This is a genomic window from Mediterraneibacter sp. (assembly GCF_030825015.1).
GTDB lineage: Bacteria > Bacillota > Clostridia > Lachnospirales > Lachnospiraceae > Mediterraneibacter.
Window position 1 is genome coordinate 1 of sequence record NZ_JAPJQP010000008.1, and the last position, 26,790, is coordinate 26,790.

The following is a 26,790-nucleotide window of genomic DNA, read 5'->3' on the forward strand; positions in this document are numbered from 1 at the left end:
CTCGCCCATTCTTATCATAGAAGATCTTATTTACAGACTTTTCTTCATAGTCTCTCTCTGAACGAATAGCGGTTTCCACCATAATAGCATCCTCATAATCGCTTATTTCAGAAGATATTGCTTTTCGACAGTCCAAAGAAGTAGTATCCAACAAATGAAACAATGTAAAAAGTTTGCTCAAAATTTTGCGTGTTTCCGCATCGCTATGAGTTAACTGATGTGTCAGATAGTATATATCTGTAACTGACTTTGCTGTGATATATCCTTCAAAATGCTTATTTGCAGAATGTATAAAAATCTTTTGTGCAGCTTCTGAAAACGGAACACGAGACTGTAAGGCATCAATGATAACACAGGTATCAACTAAGACTCTCATATTGTATTCAACCTTTCTTCTCGTGCTTTCTCTAAAGTCATATCCGCCGGAAGAATTCCGAACAGCGACTTAGCAACATCCACTCTATCCTGATAAGGATTAGACAGTTTTGCTACGACTTTTCCGTTACGGGTTATATAAATATCTTCTGTTTCTGCAAGTGACAGATATTTGCCAAGATTAACTTTCAATTCAGTTGCAGTAATTGACATATCGTCATCCCCTTTCCCTTGAAATATATACAATCATCATTTGAAACATGCAATTCTTTGTTTCAATTATATCATATACAAATCGCACGATTCTATCAATAAAATCGAGCGATTTTATGATATAGATTAGCCGTTTTTCGCTATCTTAGAAAATACATGACTGTATTATTTATCCGTGATATAATTGTCGATGAAGAAAATAATAAATCGGAATATTATACCGGAGGAGAAACGAAAATGATATCAGAAAGTTATATTAAAAACCTTCTCTTATCAATGGGTTATATAAAGAAGAATCATATTTACGAAAAATTTTTTCCGTTTGTTGATTGTTATATTAAAGTAGATCTGAAAAATAAAATAATAATTTATCCGGAAGATCGGGGGATGACTGTTTCTAAGAGGACGACATGCAATTTTTCTGCTCCTGAAAATTTTGTCGTATTGGAATGTGTTACAAAGCTGCTTGACAAGGGTTATCGTCCCGAGCATTTGACTTTAGAAAAAGAGTGGACGTTAGGTCATGAGGCGAAAGGCGGACGAGCTGACATTTGTGTATCTGATCAGGAAGGAAACACGCTGTTTATTGTTGAGTGTAAAACTTACGGCAGAGAATATGAAAAGGAATATAAAAATATAGTAAATGACGGCGGTCAGTTATTTTCATATTGGCAGCAGGAAAGAAGCTGTAAGTTTCTTGTTCTTTATGCGTCGAAATATGAAGACGGGCAGATAAAACGGGATACGGAAAGCATTGATTGTTCTGACGATGCGAATATAGTTGCTTTATCCCAAAAAGATGATTCTATTAAATTATTTAAAAATGCACACACAGTTTCGGAATTATATTCGGTGTGGGATGAAACGTATGAAAAGCGATTTTCGGGAGACGTAATTTTCAGAGATGATTCAAGTGCATATCAAATTGGGGTAAAACCTCTTAGAAAAGCGGATCTGAAAGATTTTACAGACAATAATAAGATCGTAAATAAGTTTGAAGAGATTTTACGTCATAATAATGTTTCGGATAAGGAAAATGCATTTAATCGTTTAGTGGCTCTGTTTATTTGTAAATTAGTCGATGAGATTCAAAAAGATATGAATGAGATCGTAGATTTTCAGTACAAAGTCGGCACGGATACTTATGAAAGTTTACAGGACAGGCTTCAGAGACTGCATAAAGAAGGCATGGAAAAATTTATGAAAGAAGAAATTTTTTATGTGCCTGATGATTATGCTGAAAATTTAGTTCGGCAATATACCGGACAAGAGAGAACAAACATGATTTCTCATCTTAAGCATACTTTGCGTATATTGAAATTTTACACGAATAATGATTTTGCGTTTAAAGACGTTCATAATGAAGAATTATTTTTACAAAACGGTAAAATATTAGTAGAAGTTGTTCAGTTGTTTGAAAATTTCAGAATAATAGGCTCTGAAAATCTACAGATGTTGGGAGACTTGTTTGAACAGCTGCTTAGTAAAGGATTCAAGCAGAATGAAGGTCAGTTTTTTACGCCTGTTCCGATCACAAGATTTATATGGAACAGTCTGCCTGTTGAGAAAATACTGAAAACCGAAAGGGGTATGATCCTGCCCAAGATCATTGATTATGCCTGCGGCGCAGGGCATTTTTTGACGGAAGGGTTTGAAGCTGTTTCGGCCTGTGTTAAGGCGAATCATAATTCGGGCGAGATTGATCCGTCTTTTGCCGAGAAAAATCTTTTCGGTGTTGAGAAAGACTACAGGTTAGCCCGTGTGTCTAAAATTTCATTATTTATGCACGGCGCGGGCGGAGGAAATATCATATTCGGAGATGGTTTGGAGAATTATCCTGAGAAAAATATAAAACCGAATACATTTGATATTTTGGTGGCGAACCCGCCGTATTCGGTGTCTGCGTTTAAACCACATTTAAAGCTGAAAAATAATTCGTTTTCTATATTAGATACTATTTCAAATAACGGATCTGAAATAGAAACATTATTTATTGAGAGGATTTCGCAGCTTTTGAAACCGAAAGGAGTGGCTGCGGTTATTTTGCCGAGCAGTGTATTGAATAAGGAAAATGAAAGTTTCATCGGCGCAAGAGAATGTATATTGGAGAATTTCAAGATAAGAGCGATCGTTCTTTTGGGAAGTAAAACGTTTGGCGCGACAGGAACGAATACGGTTGTATTATTTTTAGAAAAATATAAGGAACCGCCGAAAAAAGCAGATTTGATCGAAGACAGTATTGACGCTGTTTTTAACAGATGTAATTTGGACGGATGGGAAGATAAAAAAATATTAAAACAATATCTGAAAAAGATTAATGTAAGTTTTGAGGTTTATGATCGTTTTCTGGAGGAATCGGTTGATATCGGCGATATCGAAGATAAATATTTCTTAAAATATAAAGAGGCTTTTTTGGCATCTTCAAAAACAAAAGAAAAGCAGAGACAAAAGACGTTTGATAAATTGTCAGAGGAAGAGAAAAATAAGCTGCTGACAGAGCAGTATTATCAATATGCAAAAAAGATAGAACGGGAAAAAATGAAATATTTTTCTTTTATTTATGATCAAAGGACATTGATCGTGGCTGCTCCGGATGATAATAAAGGTCAGGAGAAGTTTTTAGGTTACAAGTGGAGCAATCGAAAGGGGCAGGAAGGAATACAGATCATAGATGAAGGCGGAATGTTATACGATGCAGAAAACAGACTGTCTGACAATACGATCTCAAGTCTGATCCGAAAAATGTTTATCGGTGAAGAAGTTTCCTCAGATGATCTGGAAGAGTATTATTATTATCTTCACACGAAAGATATGATAAGTTTTAGTGACGTTTCTTTTAACAAAGCGATAAAAACGACGAAGACAAGGTTATTGAAAGATGATCCGAACTTGACGGCATATGCTCTTTCTGATGAAAAAATGTTTGATATAACGATCGGAGACAGAGTTTTGTCGGAAGAGATCGTTTCCGAAGGAAGAGTGCCTGTTTACAGTGCAAACGTTTATGAGGAGTTTGGCAGAATCGACCAAGAGAAATTGAAAGACTACAACTGTCCTTCGGTTATATGGGGGATTGACGGTGACTGGATGGTGAATATCATTCCGGCTGATACGCCGTTTTATCCTACAGACCATTGCGGTGTGTTAAGAATCAAAACCGACAAGATCCTTCCGCAGTATATGATGTATGCGCTTCAGGTTGAAGGGGAATATGAAAGATTTTCCAGAAACAACAGAGCTTCGATACAGAGAATCAGGTCTTTGGTCATTCAGGCTCCTGAAACAAAGGTTCAGACGAAAATAGTAAACGAGATCAAAGCGCTGGACGATAAGATAGACGAACAAAGCGCTGAAATTGAAAAATATGATGACAGTATTCGATTAAAATTTGATGAAATGTTTCATTTGGAAGAGTTTATTTCTGACGGAATATTTTCAAAATATGAAGGATACTCTGTAGAGGATCTGTGTATTGACGGAAGAGGCAGAGTGATCAATCAGCAGTATCTGGCAAGTCATAAAGGTTCATATCCGGTGTATTCTTCTCAGACAACAAACGAGGGTATTTTCGGATATATCGATACGTTTGATTTTGATGGGGAGTATATTACATGGACGACTGACGGAGCGAAAGCAGGCACTGTTTTTTATAGAAACGGAAAATTCAACTGCACAAATGTATGTGGAATATTGAAAGCGAAGAACGACAAGGTAAATATGAGGTATCTGGCGTATCTGTTAAATCTGATCGCTTATAAGTTTGTAAGTCATGTGGGAAATAATAAGCTGATGAATGACGCCATGAAGAAAATCATAGTACCTGTTCCGGAAAAAAAGCTGCAGGATGATTTTGCTGATTTTGTACAGTCCGTTGAAAAATCTAAGCTTGAATGTATTGGACAAAAGGGAAAATATGAAATTGAAAAAGATGATTTAGTCGATAAATATTTTAGATAATATTTCAGATGTATATAAAGACGAACAGTAAACGTGTGTGGCGGAACAGTGTAAGCGTTAAAAGCGTCTATAAAGGTAAGTTGTAAAATCACAGGTGTTTTGGCAGGTGAGCAGAGTGGGGAAAGAGCAGAGGCTTACAAGGAAAATTATGAAGAAGATACAGGTTTTAATTATATTTGCTCTTGCAATCGGATTTTTCGGCCTGTTGTTTTATTGGAGACAGGAGAATCGGAAAGAGGCGGAAAGTTTAGATGGATTGCAGAAAATATATAATGAGTATGATAAGAAGATCAGGGTGATCCGAAATGACATGGAAAAAAGGAAGAGTGAGGCGGATGATGTTGAAAAGCCGGGCAATGTGATCTTTGCATTTTCTGGATCAGTTGAGAAATGCGGGAATATTAGAAGAACATGAATGAATACAATAAGCCTGTTAGAAAAGTGAAAAACCGTGAATTCGGAGAAGAAACGGCGCTTATGTATTGCACAGAGTTATGGAAGTTTCAGATGACAGCAGCTATGTCCTTTGCGGGGATAATCAGTGGCAGAAAGAATATGGAGTGCGGGAAGATCAGATTTTAGGCGTTCTGACCGGATTTTACAGAGGGGAAACGTTTATAGAGTGTGAAACGAATGACAAATATAAACGGTATGTAAAACGATGGTGCAGTCCGCTGTTTCCGAGAAGATGTGTCGTGATGGGGATGAGAGTAGTGCGAAAGATAAGAAAATGGACGCAGAAGTCTGGGGCTGATAACGGTTAAGAGCGTCAAAGGAGATGTTAGACATGATATGGAACAGAATCTATGCACTGGATCTGAAATATGCAGTTGTGATTTCTGTTATCGCTGTTTTTATATGGGGAATCGCGATGGGGAAGATCGGAGAGAAAAAAGCCGGGATTATATGCGGGATCATGCTGATTGCCGCATGTTTTATTATTGCAAAGTTGACATTGTTTCGGGAATCAGGCGGAAGAGAAGTGCGTTTTTTCCCGTTTAGGGGAAGTTATGCGCCGAATTCAGAGTATCCGAGAACCTTGCTGATGAATGTGCTGTTGTTCCTTCCGTTTGGGATTTCTTTTCCGTATCTGCTGCGGGGAAAAAACCGGGCGTTTAAAACGGCGGCAGCAGCGCTCGGCATTTCGTTTCTGGCAGAAGTGCTGCAGTATGTGTTTGCGATCGGGGTTACCGAAGCAGATGACCTGATCTGCAATACTGCCGGGGCGCTGCTTGGAAGCATCGGATATTATATCTCGTCTTCTTTTCCGTCGATGAGATAATCATAAGAAACTTGAAAAATTTCAGCGAAAGCTTTTAGTTCTACATCGGTGACATAGCGTTTGTTTGTCTCAATTCTTGTGATGACATTTTTGTCCATATCGTAGCCGTTTAGTTGAAGCTGATAAGCTAAGAGCCGCTGCGACATATGATGCTGCTGACGAAGGTGGATCAGCCTTTTGCTGATCAGATTTTTTTCTCCTGTAGATGTTTTCGGTTTTGGCATAATTATAATCCCTTCTGCAAATGGTGAGATGAAAGATGTCTCACTTTTTGCACTTTTTTATTGATTTTACAAGGGAAATTCTTTCTATGCGGTTGTAAAAATGAGACAAAAGACTTTGCAAAAATTTAACATATCAAACGAGGGGTAATCCTAGATTTTTCTTGTTGAATATGTGATAATAAAATTATAAGAAAAAGTACGAGAAAAGAGGAAAATTTATGCCTACGACATATGCGCATTATAAGTTTGGAAAAGAAGTGATCAGCGCGCTTCCGCGTCCGCTGCGAAGCACTGTTGAGAATCACAGAGAATTATTCGACATTGGACTTCACGGTCCGGATATTTTGTTCTATTACTATCCGATGAAACGCAATGCGGTGAACGGTCAGGGATATGCCCTGCATGACAAACCGGCGGATGTGTTTTTCCGCCATGGAGCTGAGATTGCGAAAGCTGCGGAAGATTCTGCGGCGGCAAGAGCATATCTTTACGGCGTGATCTGCCATTTTGCGTTGGACAGTGAATGTCATCCGTATGTTGAGAAGATGATTTATGAAAGCGGGATCAGCCATTCGGAGATCGAGATGGAGTTTGACCGCCTTTTACTGAAGGAAGATTATATGAATCCGGTTCGTTATCTTGCCGTGAAGCATATCCATCCGACGAAGGAGAATGGAGCGGTTATTGCGCCGTTTTTTGAAGATCTGACGGCAGATACAGTGCAGAAGGCGCTGAAAGGGATGATCTCCTATCATAAGCTTTTGCTTGCTCCGGGAACAGTGAAGAGAAAGATTCTCTTCGCGGGAATGAAGGTATCGGGGCAGTATGACTCCCTTCACGGCATGGTGATGAGTCTTGAGCCGAATCCGGCATGCAAAGAGTACTGCCGCCTGTTGAAGCGATTGTTTGCCGGGGCAGTGCCGTTAGCTGCGGGATTGATCATTCGATATCAGAAAGTGTTGTTTGAAGGAGACGAACTGCCGGAGAGATTTCAACGGACGTTTGGCGCAGGCGAGAACTGGAAAGATCTGCCTTTATAAGAGAGAAAAGAAATCAAAGACCGGGTGGAAAGTTCAAAAGGCGCGGTGCAGCCGCGATGTGGTTTTAAGTCCGGTAATGACAGCATGAGGGAAAGAGAGATAGGGTAATGAAATTTAAATTGACTTCGTTGGAAAAAAAGTGGGTTCTCTATGATGTGGGAAATTCAGCATTTACGATGATGGTATCAACTATATTTCCGATTTATTTTAATTATCTTGCGGGAAATGCGGGAATATCGGATGTGGACTATTTGGCGTACTGGGGTTACGCGACTTCTGTATGTACGCTGCTTGTGGCGCTTTTAGGACCGACTCTCGGAGCGGTTGCGGATACGAAAAATTTCAAGAAAACGGTATTTTCTGTAGCGATGGGAGTAGGTGTTTTGGGATGTATCCTGCTGGGATTTTTATCTTCGTGGATTTGGTTCTTAGGAGTTTTTGTATTAGCGAAAACCGGATATTCGGCAAGCCTGATTTTCTATGATGCAATGCTTACCGATGTGACTGAGCCGGATCGGATGGACGCAGTTTCGTCTCATGGATATGCATGGGGATATATCGGAAGCTGTATTCCGTTTGTGGCATGTCTGGGCGTTGTACTTGGTGCAGAGCCGCTGGGGATCGGAATGCAGACAGCTATGATCCTTGCGTTTCTGATCACGGCGCTTTGGTGGCTGTTATCGTCTGTGCCGCTTCTGCGCTCATACAGACAGAAATATTTTGCCGAAGGAAAGGGGCATGTTGTAAAAGACAGTTTTAAGCGTCTTGGGAAAACGTTTGCGGAGCTGGCAAAGGAAAAGCATGTTTTTGTATTTCTGCTCGCGTTTTTCTTCTATATAGACGGGGTATATACGGTAATTGATATGGCGACTGCATATGGACAGGCGCTGGGACTTGACAGTACGGGACTTTTGCTTGCCCTTCTTGTGACACAGATCGTTGCATTTCCGTCCGTACTTATTTTCGGAAGGATCGTGAAGAAAGTTTCGCCTGAGAAGATTATTACGGTCTGCATCATGGCGTATTTTGGAATCGCGGTTTATGCGTATTGGCTTGATACGCAGCTTGATTTTTGGATTCTTGCAGTTTTGGTAGGCATGTTTCAGGGAACGATACAGGCGCTTTCGAGATCTTATTTTGCGAAGATCATACCGGCAGAGAAGTCGGGAGAGTATTTCGGTATTTATGACATTTGCGGGAAAGGAGCATCCGTTATCGGAACCGCGCTTGTGTCTTTCATCAGTCAGATGACAGGAAGCATTAATATCGCGGTCAGCGCTCTTTCTGTGATGTTTTTGATCGGGCTTATATTGTTCCGATATTCAGCAAAATTAAATTGCATGCAATGAAAGAGGTGATAGGATGGAGGAGTTTGTCAAATTAAAAGATGTCACAAAGATCTATCATATGGGAGAAGTGGAGATCCGAGCGGCAGACAACATTAGTTTCTCTATCAAAAAAGGTGAGTTTGTCGTTATCGTAGGTCCAAGCGGCGCGGGAAAAACGACGGTACTCAATATTCTTGGAGGAATGGATACTGCAACGAGCGGAACGCTGCTCGTTGACGGAGAGGAGATTACCGCATATGATTCCCGCCGTCTGACCGGGTATCGCCGAGATGATATTGGGTTTGTGTTTCAATTTTATAATCTGATTCCGAATCTGACGGCGCTTGAGAACGTGGAACTTGCTCTTCAGATCTGTAAAGATCCACTTGATGCAAAAAAGGTGCTGGAAGATGTGGGACTTGGAGACAGACTGGATAATTTCCCGGCGCAGTTGTCCGGCGGTGAGCAGCAGCGTGTTTCTATTGCCCGGGCGCTTGCGAAGAATCCGAAATTGCTTCTCTGCGACGAGCCGACGGGAGCGCTTGACTATAATACGGGAAAGGCAATTTTGAAATTGTTGCAGAATATGTGCCGGGAACGTGGAATGACGGTTATTGTTATCACTCATAATCAGGCGTTGGCTCCGATGGCAGACAGATTGATCCATATTAAAAACGGACAGGTTTCACGGATGGAAGTCAATGAGAATCCGAAGTCGATCGATGAGATTGAATGGTAGTTTTGTAGAATAAACAGGCAGAAAAAATAAGAAATAGAATGGCAGGCGATGTGAATGAAGAAACGTGCGCTGTGGAAAGATTTTTATATGGAGATCAGACGCAGCCTCGGACGATTTCTTTCGATCTTTTTCATCGTGGCGATCGGGTGTTCGTTCTTCTCGGGAATCCGCGCTTCTGAGCCGGATATGCGTTATTCGGGAGATGCGTATTTCGATCATAAGAATATGATGGATCTTCGGATCATCAGTACGATGGGACTGACGGAGGAGGACAAAAAGGCGGTTGAGCAAATAGAAGGGATCGAACATGCAGAAGGCAGATATTCTGTGGATGCGCTTTGTGCAGACGGGGATAATCAGGTCGTTGTCCATGTCATGTCTTTTCTTCCGACAATGAATGCAGTGCAGCTTGAAGAAGGGCGGATGCCGGAGAAAGAAAATGAATGCGCCCTTGATGCGGATTACATAGCGAAAAGCGGGCTTAAAGTGGGAGATACGATCACTTTTTCCGGTGGTGCGGACGCGTTGATCACAGAGTCTTTGATCACGGATACTTTCAAAATTACAGGTACGGTAAGCAGCCCGGAATACATCTCGTTTCAGAGGGGGAGTACAACTATCGGAAACGGAAGTGTGAGAGCGTTTGTGTATGTTCCGAAGGAAAGCTTTTCCATGGATGTGTATACAGAGCTTTGTGTACAGGCAAAGGGTGCGAAGGAACTGACTGCGTTTACTTCTGAATATGAAGCTGTGGCTGCGGAAGCAAAAAAGAGTGTTGAGAAGATCAAGTCGCAAAGACAGGAAGCGCGGTACACGGAAATTGTGAATGAAGCCAATGAGAAGATCGGGGAAGCAGAGGCGGAAGTTGCGGATGCACAGGCAAAGCTGGACAGCGGAAAAGCGGAAGCGCAGGCAGAACTTGCGGATGCGAGGCAGAAGCTGGAGAATGCGCAGGCGCAGATCGACAGCGGAAAAGCACAGTTGGCAGATTCGAGATCCTATGCAGCCTCAACAGAGCAGATGCTGGCGCAGAAGCAGACGGAAGTTCAGAATGGGACGGCGGCGCTTGAGCAGGGAACTGTGCAGTTGAATCAGCAGATCGAACAATTAAATGCGGTGAAAGCGCAGTATCAGGCTTTGAAAGAAAGCGGAATGACAGACGAACAGACACTTGCGATATTGGAGCAGTTAAATGCGCAGATCCAAAGCGGAGATGCGGCAGTTGCACAGGCGCAGGCACAGATCGAGCAGACAAGGGCGCAGCTTCAGTATGGACAGGAGCAGATTAACAGCGGTTATGCGCAGCTTTCGGCGGCGAAACAGCAGATTGCAGACGGGGAAGCAAAGATTGCTGCCGGGGAGCAGGAAATTGCTTCAGGCTGGGAAGAATATTATGCAGGCGAGGCAGAGGCAAACGCAGAGATCGCCGAAGGAGAACAGAAGATCGCGGATGCAAAGGCAGAGCTGGAAGACGCGAAGGCGGAAGTTGCGGAAATAGAAAAACCGAAATGGTATGTTTATGATCGAAATGACCTTCCTGATTATCCCGGTTATGGCGATAATGCGGACCGGATGAGAGCGATCGGAGAAGTCTTTCCGGTAATCTTTTTCCTTGTGGCGGCTTTGATCAGTCTTACAACGATGACCCGTATGGTGGAGGAACAGAGGACGCAGATCGGTACGCTGAAAGCGCTTGGTTATGCAAGACGTTCGATTGCGGGAAAATATTTGGGATATGCATTTTTGGCAACGCTTTTTGGAAGTGTTATCGGAATTTTAGTCGGAGAGAAGATCTTCCCATATATTATCATTAATGCGTATAAGATCATGTATAAGCACATGAATGAATTGGCGATTCCGTACAATCTGCGTTACGGAATCGGCGCTGCGGGAACGGCGCTGCTTTGTACGCTGGCGGCAACTATAATGGCGTGTTATAAAGAACTGCGGGAACAGGCGGCGCAGTTGATGCGTCCTCCTACGCCGAAACAGGGGCAAAGGGTACTTCTTGAACGTGTTGCCTTTTTGTGGAAACGTCTGAATTTCTCATGGAAGGCGAGCGTGAGAAATCTTGTGAGATATAAGAAACGCTTTTTCATGACAATCTTCGGCATCGGAGGATGTATGGGATTGATGATCGTCGGTTTCGGACTGAAAGATTCGATTTTTGCCATTGTGGATATTCAATACGGAGAGCTCCAGCTCTATGACGGAACGGTGATCATGGCGGAAGGTGCATCCGAAGAGGAGAAAGAGGAAGTGGTGCAGAAACTCGAAAGCGAGCGGGAAGTGGACGGATCGTTGGAAGGAGTTCTCACTCAGATCACGATTGGAAACGGAAGTGAATGGCATGAGGTCTATTTGGATGTGCCAAGAGATGAAAAGCAGTTTGAGAAGTTTGTGACGCTGAAAGATCGGAAAACGGACGAGAAGTATTCTCTTAAAAAGGATGAAGTTGTTTTGACAGAGAAAGCTGCGAAAGAACTGGAGGTGCAGCCGGGAGATATGATCACGATCCGCGATGAAGAAAAAGGAAATATGGAAGTGAAGGTCGGCGCGGTATGTGAAAATTACATGGGGCATTATCTGTATATGACGGCGGATGTATATGAGTCTGTTTACGGAGAAGAGCCGGATTATAATGCGGTCTTCTACAAGACGGTTTCAAGGACGACGAAGGAGGCGCAAAGCGTCGGGGAAGATGTTTTGAGACTTCCGGGGGCGTTGAGCGTCAGTTATACGACAGACCTAAAGCAGCAGGTTGATGATATGCTCGGAGCGTTGGATATTGTAATTGTTGTTTTGACGATATCGGCCGGAATGTTGGCGTTTGTTGTCTTATATAACTTAAATAATATTAATATTACCGAGAGAAAGCGGGAACTGGCAACGCTTAAGGTACTGGGATTTTATCCGAATGAAGTGTCGGCGTATGTGTACAGAGAGAATATTGTGCTTACTGTTTTGGGCGCGCTTTTTGGCATTATACTGGGAACGATCCTGCATCGTTTTATCATTGTTACCGTTGAGATCGACACGGTTATGTTCGGAAGGAATATTGATGTCAGCAGTTTTGTGTACAGCTTCCTTCTTACGATTGTATTTTCCATGATCGTAAACGGAGCGATGTATTTTAAATTGAAAAAGATCGATATGGTTGAATCACTGAAAAGTGTGGAATAGAGAACTACGGAAAATATCGCCGGCGAGATGCCGGCGGTATTTTTTTGCTGACGACCGCTTACTGTTAAAAAACGGGCGTTAAGAAAGCGTTAAGAAAATGTAAGTAAACAGTAAAATAGAATTGACAGACCGGTTGACGAATGTTAATTTAAGAACAGCGCGTCAAGGAAAGATGCGCCATATAAAAGAAAACAGAATATAGAAATTTAGATGATTTACAAAAGGAGAAAAAGGAATGGGAATAACAGATGTACTCTCGCTGTTCGGCGGTCTTGCGCTGTTCTTGTACGGAATGCAGATGATGAGCACCGGACTGGAAGCAGCCGCCGGAAACCGGATGAAATCAATTCTTGAAAAACTGACTTCGAATCGTATAAAAGGTGTACTTGTAGGCGCTGCCATCACAGCGGTGATCCAGTCATCTTCTGCGACAACGGTCATGGTAGTGGGCTTTGTAAATTCAGGATTGATGACACTGAAACAGGCTGTTTGGGTGATTATGGGAGCGAATATCGGAACGACGATCACAGGACAGTTGATCGCGCTTGATATCGGAGCGATTGCGCCGCTCTTTGCGATTGCAGGTGTGGCAGCGATCATGTTTGTGAAGAATGAAAAGGTTCACCATATCAGCAGTATTTTCGCAGGACTCGGTATTCTTTTTATGGGAATGGATATGATGGGAGCTGCAATGTCGCCGCTGAAGGATTCGGAAGCGTTTATTAGTCTGATGACGAAGTTTGACAATCCGCTTATTGGTATTTTGGTAGGTGCGTTGTTTACAGCAGTGATCCAGTCGTCATCGGCGTCGGTCGGTATCTTGCAGGCGCTTGCGTCTACAGGAATGATCCCGCTGTCAAGTGCGGTATTTGTTTTGTTTGGACAGAACATCGGAACTTGTATCACGGCGGTTTTGGCATCGATCGGGATGAAAGTAAATGCAAAGAGAACAACAGTTATCCATCTGCTGTTCAACATTATCGGTACAGTATTGTTTACGGTAATCTGTCTTGTGACGCCGTATGTACAGTGGATTGAGGCGCTGACACCGGGAGATGCAGTGGCGCAGATCGCGAATGCGCATACAGTGTTTAATATTGTGACGACGATCTTGCTTCTTCCGTTTGGTACTTACATGGCAGATCTTGCAGTTCGCATTCTTCCGGACAGTAAGAAAGCAGAGGATGAAGACCTTCGGTTAAAATATATCCGTCCGTTTGAATCTTCCTATGCGATCGGTCACAGCGCGGTGGCAGTTTCACAGGTTCGTGATGAAGTGAACAGAATGCGGGATATGGTTGGAAAAAATATAAACGATGCATTTGATTACCTCATCAATTACGATGAAAAACTTCGCAAGAAAGTGGCGGAGCGAGAAGAGTATATCGACTTTTTGAATAAAGGAATCTCAGAGTACATTGTTTCTCTTATGGCAAGTGAGATGAATATGTCGGATTCAAGGAAGATCAACGGTTATTATGCGATCATCAGCAATATGGAACGGATCGGGGATCATGCCATCAACCTTGCAGAGTACGGAGATGACATGAAAAAGTGGGAGATTGAATTTTCCGATACGGTGAAAGAAGAGCTAAGCGAGATGAAGCAGCAGTGTCTCGCGGCTTTGGATAATCTGAAAGACGTTTCTTCCGAGAATGTAGAACGGATTTTGAGTCAGGCTGTTATGATCGAACAGAAGACAGATGATATGCGGGATAAATACTTTAAGAAACAGATGCAGCGTTTGAAAAAAGGAAAATGTAAACCGCAGAGCGGAATTGTATTTTCAGAGATTTTGACAGATTTTGAAAGAATGGGTGATCATGCTCTGAACATCGCACAACTGTATAGAGGAATGGAATAAAGACAGGCTGAAAAACAGCAATAGAGAAAGAATAATAAAGGGGCTGTCGCTTTAACGATTGAAAAATCGTGAAGCAGCAGCTTCCTTTTTGCTTTTTTGATAACCATATTTAAGATTTTTAATTGGAAAGTTACTTTTTCTGTAAAAAAATGGGGGACTTGATTTCTCATGTCTCCCAGTGTATATATTTCTTATTATGTCGATTATCTATGTAAGTCAGAGCCGCAAAAACTACTAAAAGCAATGTAAGTACTTCCGTTGTGCTCATGGGCATCACCCTCCTTTAAAAACTAGAGGGCTGGTCGAAATTGCATCCGCTTCTCTTTCGCGATTAGTTATACTCGCTCAGTATAGCGTGGAGTATCTTGTATCGCAATAAGAAATGGATATAGCGAGATCCTACACCGGAAAAACTATGACTGTTGAAGAAGATTTCTTTTTGCAGGGTAACGAATTAAGTGCCGCAAAGGCGAACCTGTATATCTTATCAAGAATGGAAGAGGACGTTTTGTGGTTATGGATTTTGAAGACTATGAGCGTGATCGTGCGGAAAAGAAGCTTATCCGGGATTATATTGCTGAAGATAACGAGAAATATGCGGCAAAAACCATGAAGGAAATTTGTGGTAAATTTGAGAATCTTCAGATGTTTCCGGGAATGGGATCAGAGCCTATGGACATAGGACAGTGGAACACATATATAACCAGATAGAACCATAACGACTATACAAAAATGTATAGTGACAAGGATTTATTTGCGAGAAAGAATAATAAACAGCCAGACTTTTCGAAAGCCTGGCTGTAATTTTTGTGATTTCATTTTTTGTGTAATGAAAATCCTTTTGAGGATGCATACTTACATGAGCGGATTCTTTGCTTCGCAGTCAGACTTTGGTCTGTTGTAAATGCCGGGAGCTGTCTCGTTTTTTCAACCGATCTTCTTGATTTCGAGGTTGCCAGACGATATAATCGGTTGTAAAAGTGAGACAAAAAACGACAAAAAAGACAGGTGATGCGAAATGAAGCAGAAGAGCGAGGAGAAAAAAACGAAAGGTTACGGAGCATATTTGTGGAGAGGACTTCTTTGTGCAGCCGCGGTTTTGTGTATTATAATACAAATGCGGCGATGTGTGCAGGAGAGGGATGAGAACACGCAAAGAAGCGGGGGATATAATGTTCCTGATGTTGTGGCAAGCCGGCGCGAAAATCATACTTATGATCTGACAGTCGTTGCAAATTGCAGTGGAATTGAAGATTATGAAGCTTTTGCAGAAGAGGTAATACAAAAATACGAAGAAAATTCATTTTATACGACAAGGCTTTCAATGGATTTCGGCGGGAAGGCGGAGGAAGTCTGTTTTCATGTGTATTTAAAACGGGAAGAGATCGGGAAAAAAGAGGAATTGTTTCAGATTCGTTATCGTGACGGCGATATAATACTGGACGGAATCGACGGAAAGAGGTAAAATCATAGTATGAATTTAAACAGGATATTTCCGCGGAAAAGAGAAATGGTTCGGATGTGTTCTGCGATGGCAGACCGTATCTGATATGCGGAGATAGTGAGGAGGTTATTATGGGAAGCATATGGCATGACATTAGTGAAGAGAGGATTTTTCCGACAGATTTTATCTCTGTGATCGAGATTTCGAAAGGAAGCAAGAAAAAATATGAGCTGGATAAGGAAACCGGATATATTATCCTTGATCGTATTTTGTATACATCGACGCATTATCCGATGAATTATGGTTTTATCCCGAGAACCCTCGGTGATGACGGCGATCCGCTTGACGTACTTGTAATGTGTTCAGAGCCGCTTGAGCCGCTGACTCTTGTAAGATGCTATCCGATCGGGGTTATGAAGATGACAGACGGAGGAGCAGGCGATGAGAAGATCATAGCCATCCCGTGGGCGGATCCGACATATGAAGCGTATACGGATATTTCAGAACTTCCGAAACATATTTTTGAAGAGATCAAACACTTCTTTACCGTATATAAAGATCTGGAAGGAAAGAAGACGGCAGTGGACGAGTTTGAAGGCGCGCTTGGCGCGGTGAAGATTATCGAGGAGTCGATCGAACGATATAAGGAAAAATATGGTTCACAGGAATCGAATGAGAAAGAATCTTAGAAGACGGATTTGGAAGAAGTTATAGAAACAAAACAGCAGGTGAACAGGCAGATGAAAGGAGTTGAATCATTGGTATGGATAAATTGAGCGATAATTTGAAAAAGATCTTTTTGGCAGGCATCGGAGCGGTTGCGGTTACAGCCGAAAAGTCGAAGGATCTTCTGGAAGAGATGGTAGAAAAGGGAGAACTGACAGTAGAGCAGGGGAAAGTTCTGAACGAAGAGCTGAAGCACAACGTGAAAACGACGGTGAAGGAGAAAGTGAACGCATTGAAACCGGCAACGGCGGAAGAACTGTCAGATCTTCTCGATAAGATGACGCCGGAGCAGATCGCAGCGCTGAAAGAACAGATCCAAAAAAAAGAAGAGGCTGCGGAAACTGCGGAAGATGAAGCGTAATTATGAGTAGCATAGAACCGATGGAATATAATTCCAGACTGAAGGAAATTATGGCGGTGCTCCGCAAACATAATATTACAAAAGGCGTAACGCCTGTAAAACTTCGGGAAATACTGGAAGATCTGGGGCCGACGTTTATCAAACTCGGACAGATCATGGCGATGCATTCGGATATCCTGCCGAAACGGTACTGTGATGAACTGATGCAGCTTTGTTCAGATGTAAAGCCTATGGCGTTCGAGGAAGTGCTGTCGGTTATAGAAGAATCTTATGGACGGTCGTGGAGAAGAGTTTTTTCTTATATAAATGAGACTCCGCAAGGTTCGGCATCGATCGCGCAGGTGCACCGGGCAGTGTTGAAGAGCGGAGAAGAAGTTGTTGTAAAAGTCCAGCGCAGAGGAATCTACGAAAAGATGGCGCGGGATATCGAACTTCTTCGAAAGGCAGTGAAATTGATGCCTCCGGTCAGCCTGAAGAATATGGCGGATTTTGATCTTGTTTTGGATGAGCTTTGGTCGGTGACGAGAGATGAGATGAACTTTCTTACAGAGGCATCTAACATGGAGGAGTTTGCCAGAAGGAACCGGGAGGTTCATTTTGTCGGAACTCCGAAACTATATCAACAGTTTACAACAGTTCATGTGCTTGTTATGGAGTACATCGACGGCTGTGACATTGATGATAAAGAGCGGCTGAAGGAAGAAGGATATGATCTGAAGGAGATCGGAAGCAAGCTTGTTGATAATTATATTAAGCAGGTTATGGACGACGGTTTTTTCCATGCTGATCCCCATTCCGGCAATGTAAAGATACGGGACGGCAAGATCATATGGATCGACATGGGAATGATGGGGCGTCTTACGGAGCATGACAGGGAGATGCTTGGAAAAGCGATCGAAGGAATTGCTTTGAACGATATCGGACTGATTCAGCAGGCGGTACTCGGTCTTGGAGAGTTTAAAGAACGCCCGGATCAAAGAGCGCTTTATGAGGGAATCGAAGGGTTGATGCTGAAGTACAGTCATGAAGATATGGGCAAGATCAATGTCGGCGAAGTTACGATGGATCTGATGGATGTAATGAAGATCAATAAGATCAGAATGCCTCACGGACTGACACTTTTGGCGAGAGGTCTGACGCATATGGAAGGGGTTTTGGCGGCGATCGCGCCTGAGATTAATATGACAGAGATTGCGGCGGCACGTATTTCGGGAGAGTTTTTCAGGAATTTTGACTGGAAGAAGGAACTGAAAAGCAGCGGGAAAAGTGCGGTGAAGTCGATGCGGAAGGCGTTGGACATTCCGTCAATGGTGTCGGATATGATGGCGGGATATCTGAAAGGACAGGCGAAGATTAATCTTGACCTGCGGGCGTCAGATGATCTTGCAGTATTGCTGAGGCGTCTCGTGAGAAATATTGTTATGGGACTGTGGGTCATGGCGCTTCTGATCAGTTCCAGTATTATCTGTACGACAGATATGAGTCCGAAGATACTCGGCATTCCGGCAATCGGAGCATTCGGATATATTCTTGCATTTCTGATCGTACTGTATGTATTTATCAAACACATTCTTTCGAAAAAATAGAATCAGGTGCAGATCAATGGAAAAAGAAAAAGATAGAAACGGAAGGAAAAATCCGCTGCATGAAAGTTTCGGATATGCTTTTGAGGGAATTTGGACAGGTATCCGAAAAGAGCGGAATATGAAGATTCATTGTCTTGCAGTCATTGCGGTGACTGCGGCCGGGACGTTCCTTCATATAAAACCGGTCGAGTGGTGTATCTGTCTGTTGCTGTTTGGATTGATCCTGTCGCTGGAACTTGTGAATACGGCGGTCGAAGCGGTTGTGGATCTTGTGACGGAGGAAAAGAAGCCATTGGCAAAGATCGCAAAAGATACAGCGGCAGGGGCGGTGCTTGTGTCGGCGATTGCAGCCGCGATTATCGGCTGTATTATTTTTATACCATATTTGCTGGAATTGATGGAGTTGTGACCGGACATGTGGTAAAATAAATGGGATCGAGCATTGGCGTGAACAGATACGGGATGTATCGGATCAGACTAAAGGAGAGAAGACAGGAAAGGAAAAGCTGAAAATGAGCGAGAAAGAAACAAAAGTGACAAAACAGGAGACGTTGGCGGCTCTGCGTAATCCGGGAGAATTATATGTTATTATGTCGGCGGCGACAAAATTGCCGTTCGTAAAATGTGATGACGAGACGTTTGATGATGAGATCTTTCTTTATTATCAGATGGATGACGCAAAGGACAAAGCAAGGAAACTTCTTGAAGAAAAATATGTGAGCGCGGTGGCGAAACTTGCACAGCAGCAGCTGCTTGCATTTTACACGAGTTTGTATACAATGGGAGTGAACGCGCTGAACGTCAACAGCGGAACAGATATGGAGATTAAAGTTCAGCTTTCTGATCTGGTGACAAGAAATATACCGAAAGATCTTCCCGAAGGGAAACAGATCGTTGAAAATCCGGCGCTTCATCTGACGGCGGCTTATTTTATGCAGGAGATGAGAAAACAGGCCGAGCCGCAGATGACAGAAGAGTTAAAAGAATTACAGGAAGAGCTTCTTGCTCATTACGGGAAGGGAACATTTTTGATCCCGGTTGAGGAGAACGGTCAGATCCCGATTTTGAAACAGAAAGACGGTACGCTGTACCAGCCGGTTTTTACTGATATGCTGGAATTTCAAAAGTTTACAAAGGGAAGACCTGTCAGATCTGCAGTTGTTCCGGGAACGAAGATCGCGGAATTGCTGTTAGAAGATGTAAAAGGCGTTGTGCTGAATCCGCTCGGAGTAAACGTGCAGCTTCAGGTGGCGCAGGGAAAGAGAGAGTAGATGGAAGAATTAGTAGTGTATTTGAGAAAAGAATATTTCAGGGCAGTTGATCTTACGGATAAGAGCGGGCATATCCTGGAATTTAAGTATATGCCTAAGACGGTTGATGTATACGAAAAAGGTCTTTCTGTCTTTCACATGGAATATGAGATGGAAAACCGGACGAAAGTCAGGATCCTCGAGTTTTATCTGACCGATTTCGGACTGCGGGGGAAAGGTTACGGAACGGCGTGTATGAATGAGATCGTGACCGAACTCGGAAAGAAAGGGATCACGTTGATCTATTCCCCGGTCGGTTATGAACTTGCGCCGCTTGGATATACAGGTCCGGTGCAGTATATGGAGCTGATGAAAGGGTTCTATGAGAAGACGGGATTTACGACAAGCGGAGACGGCGATCTTATGATGAAGATCCTTGACTGATCAAAAGGAACGCAAAGGGAGCGGGCGGCATGTATAAGATACTGATTATTGAAGACGATTTAACAATGGCGCAGGCAATTCAAAAAGAAATGAAGATGTGGGGAAATGACGCACAGTACGTTCAGGATTTTGAAAACGTACTTGGAATTTTTGCGGAATATGACCCACATCTTGTTCTTATGGACATTACTCTGCCATTTTATAATGGATACCACTGGTGCAGCGAGATTCGGAAAGTGTCGAATGTGCCGGTGATTTTTATTTCTTCGGCTGCTGATAATATGAATATTATCATGGCTGTGAATATGGGAGGAGATGATTTCGTTCCGAAGCCTTTTGACCTGAGTGTGTTGACGGCGAAAGTGCAGGCGGTTTTGCGAAGAACGTACGATCTGTCGGGAAAGATACCGGTCCTTGAACATCAGGGCGCGATTCTGAATTTGAATGACGCTTCTCTTACTTATAACGGAGAGAAAATCGATCTGACAAAAAATGAATTTCGAATCCTTCAGACATTAATGGAGAACAAAGGGCGTCTTGTAAGTCGGGACACGCTGATGACGCGTTTGTGGGAAACTGATAATTATATAGAAGAAAATACACTGACGGTAAATATTGCCCGGCTTCGAAGAAAACTGGATAAAGCAGGGCTTACGGATTTTATTTCTACAAAAGTCGGAGAAGGGTATATTATCCGGCAGGAACGAAACGGCGGGTGAGCGGATGAAACGATTTGTTGGATATTTGTATGACTGCCGTTATGTGTGGATCTGGCTGCTGTTAAGCGGCGGGATTTTTACAGTATGTTTTATCTTGTACGGAGTCGACGTGAAAGCGGCTGCATATCCGTTCCTTGTGACGGTTGTGTTTGGAGCTCTTTTTCTTGTTTTAGGATATATAAAGAGGGAGAAACGATATAATGAGCTTCGTCAGATTTGTGAAATGGGCGGGATCGTATCAGAAATCCTGCCGAAACCGGAGTGTATGACGGAGCGGGAATATCAGGCAATCTTACTTCAGGCAGAGGGCGAATACAGAAAACAAAGGGAAGAATGGCAGGCTGCCAGAAAAGATATGAACGACTATTACGCTACATGGGTGCATCAGATTAAAGCTCCGATCGCGGTAATGCGTGTGCTTCTTCAGCAGGAAGATACTCCGCTCAACAGAGAGATCAGCGGAGAGTTATTCCGGGTGGAACAGTATGTGGAAATGGCGCTTTGCTATGTGAGACTTGGACAGGACGCTTCGGATCTTGTGATCCAGGAATATCCTTTGGACGATATCATTCGCAAAGCAATCCGAAAGTATGCGGGGCAGATGATCAGACGGAAGCTCAGACTTGTTTATGAAGGAACAGATATCCGGGTTCTTACCGATGAAAAGTGGCTTGTATTTATTATAGAACAGCTTTTGTCAAACGCCGTGAAGTATACAGCGGGAGGAAACGTGACGATTGTTGTGGATGGAGAGAATAAACTGGTAAGTATTCAGGACACCGGAATCGGTATTTCTCAGGAAGATCTTCCGCGTATCTTTGAAAAAGGGTATACCGGCTATAATGGAAGGCTGGATAAGAAATCGACGGGAATCGGACTCTATCTGTGCAGGACGGCTGCGGATAAACTCGGGCATAAGCTGACGGCGAAGTCAAAAGTCGGGGAAGGCAGTACGTTTACGATCGATCTGTCATCTTACCCTTTGGAAGTTGAGTAAAAGCGGTCTTACAAATTTGTCACATAGGCGGGTCGGAATGTCACAAAATTCGATGTTGGCATTCCGGCTCTTTTGCTATACTTTCACTATCAAGTAAAAAAGAGGAGGATGTATGAAATGGCAGTTTTAGATGTCAAGAATTTAAAGAAAATATACAGACCGCGTTTTGGCGGTAATCAGGTGCAGGCGTTATCCTGCGTAAACTTCTCGGTGGAAGAAGGAGAATATGTGGCGATCATGGGAGAGAGCGGTTCGGGAAAGACGACGCTTCTTAATATTATGGCGGCTCTTGATAAACCGACGGAAGGAACAGTCCTTCTTGATGGAAAACCTTTATCTTCTATAAAAGATAAGGATATTGCTCAGTTCCGTCGTGATAATCTTGGGTTTGTCTTTCAGGAATTTAATTTGCTCGATACATTTAACGTAAAGGACAATATATTGCTCCCGCTTGTGTTAAAGGGAGAGACTTATAAGCATATGGATGCGAAGCTGCAGCCGATTGCAAAAGAACTTGGGATTTCGACGCTTCTTGAAAAATATCCGTATGAAATTTCGGGCGGTCAGAAGCAAAGAGCGGCTGTCGCCAGGGCGCTGATTACAGATCCGAGATTGATTTTGGCCGACGAACCGACCGGGGCGCTTGATTCTCGATCGACAGATGAACTGCTCGGTCTGTTTGCCCGGATCAACGCAGGCGGTCAGACAATCCTTATGGTAACGCATTCGGTCAAAGCGGCAAGCAAGGCAGGGCGCGTTTTGTTTATTCGTGACGGGGAAGTATTTCATCAAGTATACAGAGGACAGATGACGGACGAACAGCTTTATCAGAAAATCTCAGACACACTGACGATGCTTGCGACAGGCGGTGACAGACGATGAAAAAAGGGTTTTATATCAGATTGGCGGGAGAAGGAATCTCAAAAAACAGAAAACTGTATTTCCCGTATATTTTGACATGTATCTGTATGATTATGATGTATTACATCGTCTCTTTCCTGTCGGTGAGTGAGGAAATTGCGTCCATCCGAGGCGGGGAAATGCTGCAGGGACTGTTGTCTATGGGCGTGTTTGTCGTTGCGGTGTTTGCATTGATCTTTCTGTATTATACAAACTCATTTCTTATAAGGAGAAGGAAGAAAGAGCTGGGATTGTATAATATCCTCGGAATGGGAAAACGCAATCTTGTAAGGATTCTTTTGTGGGAAAATATACTGACGGCAGCAGTTTCTCTGATTATAGGAATCGTATTTGGAATTTTGTTTTCGAAGCTTGCGGAACTTTTGGCGGTTAAACTTCTCGATGGCGCGACCGGATTCGGGATCAGTATAGAAGGGAAGCCGATCCTTATGACGGTCGGTCTGTTTCTTGTTATCTTCCTGCTTATCATGGCGCGTATGCTTGTGTCAGTATATAAACTTCGCCCCATCGAGATGCTCAGAAGTGAAAATGTCGGTGAGAAACCGCCGAAAGCAAACTGGATTTTCGCGCTTGCGGGAGCGGTGATCCTTGGCGGAGCATATTATCTGGCTGTAAAAATTATTGATCCGACAACGGCAATGCTTGTATTCTTTCTCGCAGTCGTAATGGTAATTATTGCGACATATCTTCTGTTTATTGCAGGATCGGTGGCTCTTTGCAAACTGCTTCAGAAGAGCAGAAAATATTATTATAAGACGAGACATTTTGTATCTTTGTCTCAGATGGTTTACCGAATGAAGAGAAACGGTGCGGGTCTGGCATCGATCTGTATCTTATCTACGATGGTGCTTGTGACGATCTCTTCTACAATGTGTATTTTTGCGGATACGGAGTCGGCAATCCAAAATCGATATCCGAATGATATTTCGATTGAGTGGAGTGGCAAAACATCGCTTCCGCAAAATGTGGACGGATCAGAAGCAGAGCAAAAAGACAGCGTAGTACAGCGTATGACTCCTGAGATGACCGCACCGTATAAGGCGGCTGTAAGAGAGGTGCTTGAATCCCACGGAGTAAAGGAAAAGAATCTTCAGAATTATAATCTATATTCTTTGTCCGGAGTACAGTCAGACGATGTTTTGACTATTGATTTTGAAAAGATGAGAGGCGAACTTGCCTCTATAAATTCGGGGTTGTCGGCTTCTGTGAAGACGATGTATTTTACGACAATGGACGACTACAACAGACTGCACGGGACAGATGAGACTTTGGCGGAAGATGAAATGCTGCTCTATGCATATAAAACGGATTATGAGTATGAGTCTTTCACAATCAATGGTGTCGGAACATGGGAAGTAAAAACGCTTGAAGAGCCTCCGATAAAAGTCGGAACTGCTATGGCGAATATGCAGGGAACGTATCAGATTGTTGTGAAAGATCTGTCCGTGATTGAAAAAATAGCGACGGCGTACGAAACAATCAATGCAAAACCTTTGCAGGACGGAACATTATATCTGCTTACTTTAAAAGAATGTTATGATTTTGATCTGGAATGTGATCAGGAAGAACAGATAGAGATTTATGAAGAAATCCTGGAATCCTTTGGTCAGCTCTCCAATGTGACGGATGAGCAGGGGCAACGGGCAGGAGATTCGCTGGCAAATTATTACGCGGATTGTAAAGCATCGGGAAAAGGGGAGTTTATTGCCCTTAACGGCGGACTGTTTTTCCTCGGAGTGCTTCTCGGAGCAGTATTTTTGTTTGGTACGGTGTTGATTATGTACTATAAGCAGATTTCCGAAGGATATGAAGATCAGGATCGGTTTGATATTCTTATGAAGGTGGGAATGACAAAAAAAGAAGTGAAGCAGACAATCAACTCGCAGGTGCTTACTGTATTTTTCATGCCGCTGATCATGGCGGGAATTCACCTTGCTTTTGCATTTCCGATGATCCAGAAAATATTGATGCTTATGTCAGGCGTAGAGGCGAAAGTGTTTGTGATCGTGACCATCGGCTGCTATCTTGTGTTCGCTCTGTTTTATGTAGTTGTCTACATGGTGACGTCAAAAAGTTATTATACGATTATAAGCGGAAAAGAAAAATAATGATAAAAAATAAAAAGATAAAGTCAAAAAGATAGAAAATACAGAAAAAATAGTTAAAAAAACAATAAATTTCTATCCGTATCCCGGAAACAATGTTATACTTGTGTATATAAATACAGCGATCCGCAGAGAGGAGTGGCACATATGATGAAACATACGATTATCACGATCGGAAGACAATTCGGAAGCGGCGGACATGAAGTGGGAAACCAGTTGGCAGAACGGCTTGATATTCCGCTCTATGATCATAATCTGATCCGCATGGCGGCGCAGGAACTTCGAATCAGCAGCGAAGATGCGACGCAGGTAGATGAGACGATCCTCGGAAGATTTCTTTCGGCTTATATGGTCAGCACGGGAAGTTATACCGCATTTATGAGTGGAGAAGCGTCAGGAGAACCTTTGAGTGATCGGGTTTTTGAACGGCAGTCGGCAATCATCAGAAAACTGGCGGAGAAAGGTCCGGGAATTTTTGTCGGAAGATGTGCAGACTATATACTCGGAGATTATTCGAACTGTATCAATACATTTATTTATGCCTATAAGGATGACCGTATCCGCAGGATAATGAAGCTTTACAAGCTGGATGAAAAGCAGGCGGCGGATAAAGTGAAAAAGACAGATCGGGAAAGGAAGCTCTACTATGAAGCACGGACCGGACGCGAGTGGGGCGGAATCGATTCCAACAGTATGATGTTCAATACAAGCCTTCTCGGAATTGACGGGGCAGTGGACGCACTGGAGGCAATTTATCGGAAGTGGGATGAGCGCTAGAAGCGAAAATACGTGTGGGCGTTTGTCAGGAGCAGCAAAGAGCCGGAAAAAAACGGGTGGAATTTTCCGCCCGTTTTTATTTGCAATGTTGACAAGTCTAAGTCCGGGCTTGCCCGAGACCTTGGCGCCTGCTTATCATCCCGGAATATGTCTTTTGGCACTTCTGGTGATTTGCCGCTTTTTAAGGAGACGCTTTGTTTTCGGTTTTAGTAAGGCGTGAAAAAAGCTTTAGGAGAAAAAACAGAGCGTACTCGTTTTTTCCTGTTGATAATACGGTATTGCCTGTGGTATAATTCTTAGTAATCATGATAAACAGACTGTCAGTGTTTATCGGAACAATAAGAGAAAATGAAAGGGAATGAGACATGAGTTTTATATCGTATTTGATTAATGGAATCAGTCTTGGAAGCGTTTATGCGATCATAGCGCTCGGGTATACGATGGTTTATGGAATCGCGAAGATGCTGAATTTTGCACACGGCGATGTTATTATGATCGGTGCGTATATGGCGCTGATCACGATGATGAAGGCCGGAATGTCACCTCTGCTTGCGATCGTTGCAGCAGTGATCGTGTGTACAGTGCTCGGAATTTTGATTGAACGTATCGCGTACAAGCCGCTGCGTAACGCATCTTCTTCACTTGCCGTATTGATCACGGCGATCGGTGTGAGTTACCTGCTTCAGAATACGGCTCTTCTTGTATTTGGAGCGAACGCGCAGACGTTTCCGTCAGTCATTAAATGGAAAGGGCTGTCTTTGGCAGACGGCAGATTGAATATTTCAGGGGAGACGATCGTGACGATCGCGGCATGTGTAGTTATCATGACTGTTCTCATGCTTTTTGTACAGAAGACAAAACCCGGTCAGGCAATGCGCGCTGTATCAGAAGATAAAGGCGCGGCTCAGCTTATGGGAATTAATGTAAACGGAACGATTGCACTTACATTTGCGATCGGTTCTGCGCTGGCAGCGGTTGCAGGTGTGCTTCTTTGTTCTGCATATCCAAGCCTGACGCCTTATACCGGAGCAATGCCGGGTATCAAAGCGTTTGTTGCTGCGGTATTCGGAGGAATCGGTTCGATTCCGGGAGCGTTTATCGGAGGAATCCTGCTTGGTGTGATTGAGATTTTCGGAAAAGCTTATATTTCATCACAGATGGCAGATGCGATCGTATTTGCAGTATTGATCGTTGTGCTTCTTGTGAAACCTACAGGTCTGTTAGGTAAGAAGATTCAGGAGAAAGTGTAGGTGAT

Annotated in this window: 25 protein-coding genes and 2 pseudogenes; 24 read left to right on the forward strand and 3 right to left on the reverse strand. The window is 43.1% G+C overall.

Annotated elements, in window-relative coordinates; translation table 11 throughout:
* Together RCH61_RS05420 and RCH61_RS05425 are read right to left on the reverse strand one after the other, a co-directional pair.
* On the reverse strand, positions 1–376 hold a 376-nt coding region (locus RCH61_RS05420; protein ID WP_306480068.1), incomplete at its 3' end, for a PIN domain-containing protein.
* A complete protein-coding gene (locus tag RCH61_RS05425; RefSeq protein WP_306480069.1) occupies positions 373–588 on the reverse strand; it encodes a type II toxin-antitoxin system Phd/YefM family antitoxin in 216 nt (71 codons plus the stop codon). The genes RCH61_RS05425 and RCH61_RS05420, both read right to left, overlap by 4 nt.
* 237 nt (positions 589–825) lie before the next feature.
* Here RCH61_RS05425 and RCH61_RS05430 point away from each other — a divergent pair, with 237 nt between their 5' ends.
* The 4 genes from RCH61_RS05430 to RCH61_RS05445 all read left to right on the forward strand — a co-directional run bounded on the left by RCH61_RS05430 (position 826) and on the right by RCH61_RS05445 (position 5,827).
* Positions 826–4,545, forward strand: a complete 3,720-nt coding sequence (locus RCH61_RS05430; RefSeq protein ID WP_306480070.1) for an N-6 DNA methylase — start codon at positions 826–828, stop codon at positions 4,543–4,545.
* Between the two features lie 148 nt (positions 4,546–4,693).
* Positions 4,694–4,960, forward strand: a complete 267-nt coding sequence (locus RCH61_RS05435) for a hypothetical protein (protein WP_306480071.1) — start codon at positions 4,694–4,696, stop codon at positions 4,958–4,960.
* A 79-nt stretch (positions 4,961–5,039) separates the two neighbouring features.
* Entirely contained in the window at positions 5,040–5,309 is a 270-nt protein-coding gene (locus tag RCH61_RS05440) for a hypothetical protein (protein WP_306480072.1), read from the forward strand.
* 23 nt (positions 5,310–5,332) lie between these two features.
* On the forward strand, positions 5,333–5,827 hold the full coding sequence (locus RCH61_RS05445; RefSeq protein ID WP_306480073.1) for a VanZ family protein: 495 nt from the start codon (positions 5,333–5,335) through the stop codon (positions 5,825–5,827).
* Here RCH61_RS05445 and RCH61_RS05450 read toward each other — a convergent pair.
* A complete protein-coding gene (locus RCH61_RS05450; RefSeq protein WP_306480074.1) occupies positions 5,794–6,051 on the reverse strand; it encodes a helix-turn-helix domain-containing protein in 258 nt (85 codons plus the stop codon). The two genes, RCH61_RS05445 and RCH61_RS05450, sit on opposite strands and share 34 nt — an antisense overlap.
* Before the next feature lie 218 nt (positions 6,052–6,269).
* On the opposite strand from RCH61_RS05450, the gene RCH61_RS05455 reads away from it, so the two are divergent.
* The 20 genes and pseudogenes from RCH61_RS05455 (at position 6,270) to RCH61_RS05550 (ending at position 26,785) form a co-directional block, all read left to right on the forward strand.
* The gene (locus tag RCH61_RS05455) at positions 6,270–7,091 is read left to right on the forward strand and encodes a zinc dependent phospholipase C family protein (protein ID WP_306480075.1); all 822 of its coding nucleotides are present in this window, start codon (positions 6,270–6,272) and stop codon (positions 7,089–7,091) included.
* Positions 7,092–7,198: 107 nt separating this feature from the next.
* Positions 7,199–8,440 carry an MFS transporter gene (locus RCH61_RS05460; protein ID WP_306480076.1) on the forward strand — a complete coding sequence of 414 codons (1,242 nt, stop codon included), beginning with the start codon at positions 7,199–7,201 and terminating at the stop codon, positions 8,438–8,440.
* Between the two features lie 13 nt (positions 8,441–8,453).
* Positions 8,454–9,158 carry an ABC transporter ATP-binding protein gene (locus RCH61_RS05465; RefSeq protein ID WP_306480077.1) on the forward strand — a complete coding sequence of 235 codons (705 nt, stop codon included), beginning with the start codon at positions 8,454–8,456 and terminating at the stop codon, positions 9,156–9,158.
* A gap of 54 nt (positions 9,159–9,212) precedes the next feature.
* Entirely contained in the window at positions 9,213–12,341 is a 3,129-nt protein-coding gene (locus RCH61_RS05470; protein ID WP_306480078.1) for an FtsX-like permease family protein, read from the forward strand.
* 235 nt (positions 12,342–12,576) lie between these two features.
* Positions 12,577–14,205: a Na/Pi cotransporter family protein gene (locus RCH61_RS05475; RefSeq protein WP_178007235.1), complete on the forward strand. Its 1,629-nt coding sequence runs from the start codon at positions 12,577–12,579 to the stop codon at positions 14,203–14,205.
* A gap of 453 nt (positions 14,206–14,658) precedes the next feature.
* Positions 14,659–14,769: pseudogene (locus RCH61_RS09865) on the forward strand (type II toxin-antitoxin system prevent-host-death family antitoxin); the annotation flags it as partial.
* 9 nt (positions 14,770–14,778) lie between these two features.
* A pseudogene (locus RCH61_RS09870) lies at positions 14,779–14,874 on the forward strand (type II toxin-antitoxin system RelE/ParE family toxin); the annotation flags it as partial.
* Positions 14,875–15,223: 349 nt separating this feature from the next.
* Positions 15,224–15,670, forward strand: a complete 447-nt coding sequence (locus RCH61_RS05490; protein ID WP_306480079.1) for a hypothetical protein — start codon at positions 15,224–15,226, stop codon at positions 15,668–15,670.
* A gap of 110 nt (positions 15,671–15,780) precedes the next feature.
* Complete coding sequence (locus RCH61_RS05495; RefSeq protein WP_306480080.1) at positions 15,781–16,338, forward strand: inorganic diphosphatase; 558 nt, start codon at positions 15,781–15,783, stop codon at positions 16,336–16,338.
* A gap of 74 nt (positions 16,339–16,412) precedes the next feature.
* A complete protein-coding gene (locus RCH61_RS05500) occupies positions 16,413–16,736 on the forward strand; it encodes a phasin family protein (protein ID WP_306480081.1) in 324 nt (107 codons plus the stop codon).
* Positions 16,737–16,738: 2 nt separating this feature from the next.
* Positions 16,739–18,322, forward strand: coding sequence for an ABC1 kinase family protein (locus RCH61_RS05505; protein WP_178007227.1), 1,584 nt, complete (start codon positions 16,739–16,741; stop codon positions 18,320–18,322).
* A 16-nt stretch (positions 18,323–18,338) separates the two neighbouring features.
* Complete coding sequence (locus RCH61_RS05510; RefSeq protein ID WP_306480082.1) at positions 18,339–18,731, forward strand: diacylglycerol kinase family protein; 393 nt, start codon at positions 18,339–18,341, stop codon at positions 18,729–18,731.
* 103 nt (positions 18,732–18,834) lie between these two features.
* On the forward strand, positions 18,835–19,593 hold the full coding sequence (locus RCH61_RS05515; RefSeq protein WP_178007223.1) for an SseB family protein: 759 nt from the start codon (positions 18,835–18,837) through the stop codon (positions 19,591–19,593).
* Positions 19,594–20,016, forward strand: coding sequence for a GNAT family N-acetyltransferase (locus RCH61_RS05520; protein WP_306480083.1), 423 nt, complete (start codon positions 19,594–19,596; stop codon positions 20,014–20,016). It abuts the gene before it with no gap.
* Positions 20,017–20,045: 29 nt separating this feature from the next.
* Complete coding sequence (locus tag RCH61_RS05525; RefSeq protein ID WP_178007219.1) at positions 20,046–20,735, forward strand: response regulator transcription factor; 690 nt, start codon at positions 20,046–20,048, stop codon at positions 20,733–20,735.
* Between the two features lie 4 nt (positions 20,736–20,739).
* Positions 20,740–21,732: a sensor histidine kinase gene (locus tag RCH61_RS05530; RefSeq protein ID WP_306480084.1), complete on the forward strand. Its 993-nt coding sequence runs from the start codon at positions 20,740–20,742 to the stop codon at positions 21,730–21,732.
* 117 nt (positions 21,733–21,849) lie between these two features.
* The gene (locus RCH61_RS05535) at positions 21,850–22,614 is read left to right on the forward strand and encodes an ABC transporter ATP-binding protein (protein ID WP_306480085.1); all 765 of its coding nucleotides are present in this window, start codon (positions 21,850–21,852) and stop codon (positions 22,612–22,614) included.
* Positions 22,611–24,761, forward strand: a complete 2,151-nt coding sequence (locus tag RCH61_RS05540; RefSeq protein ID WP_178007730.1) for an ABC transporter permease — start codon at positions 22,611–22,613, stop codon at positions 24,759–24,761. Before RCH61_RS05535 ends, RCH61_RS05540 begins: the two co-directional genes overlap by 4 nt.
* 144 nt (positions 24,762–24,905) lie before the next feature.
* Positions 24,906–25,535, forward strand: a complete 630-nt coding sequence (locus tag RCH61_RS05545; protein WP_306480086.1) for a cytidylate kinase-like family protein — start codon at positions 24,906–24,908, stop codon at positions 25,533–25,535.
* Between the two features lie 365 nt (positions 25,536–25,900).
* Positions 25,901–26,785, forward strand: a complete 885-nt coding sequence (locus RCH61_RS05550) for a branched-chain amino acid ABC transporter permease (RefSeq protein ID WP_306480087.1) — start codon at positions 25,901–25,903, stop codon at positions 26,783–26,785.
* Positions 26,786–26,790: the final 5 nt, after the last annotated feature.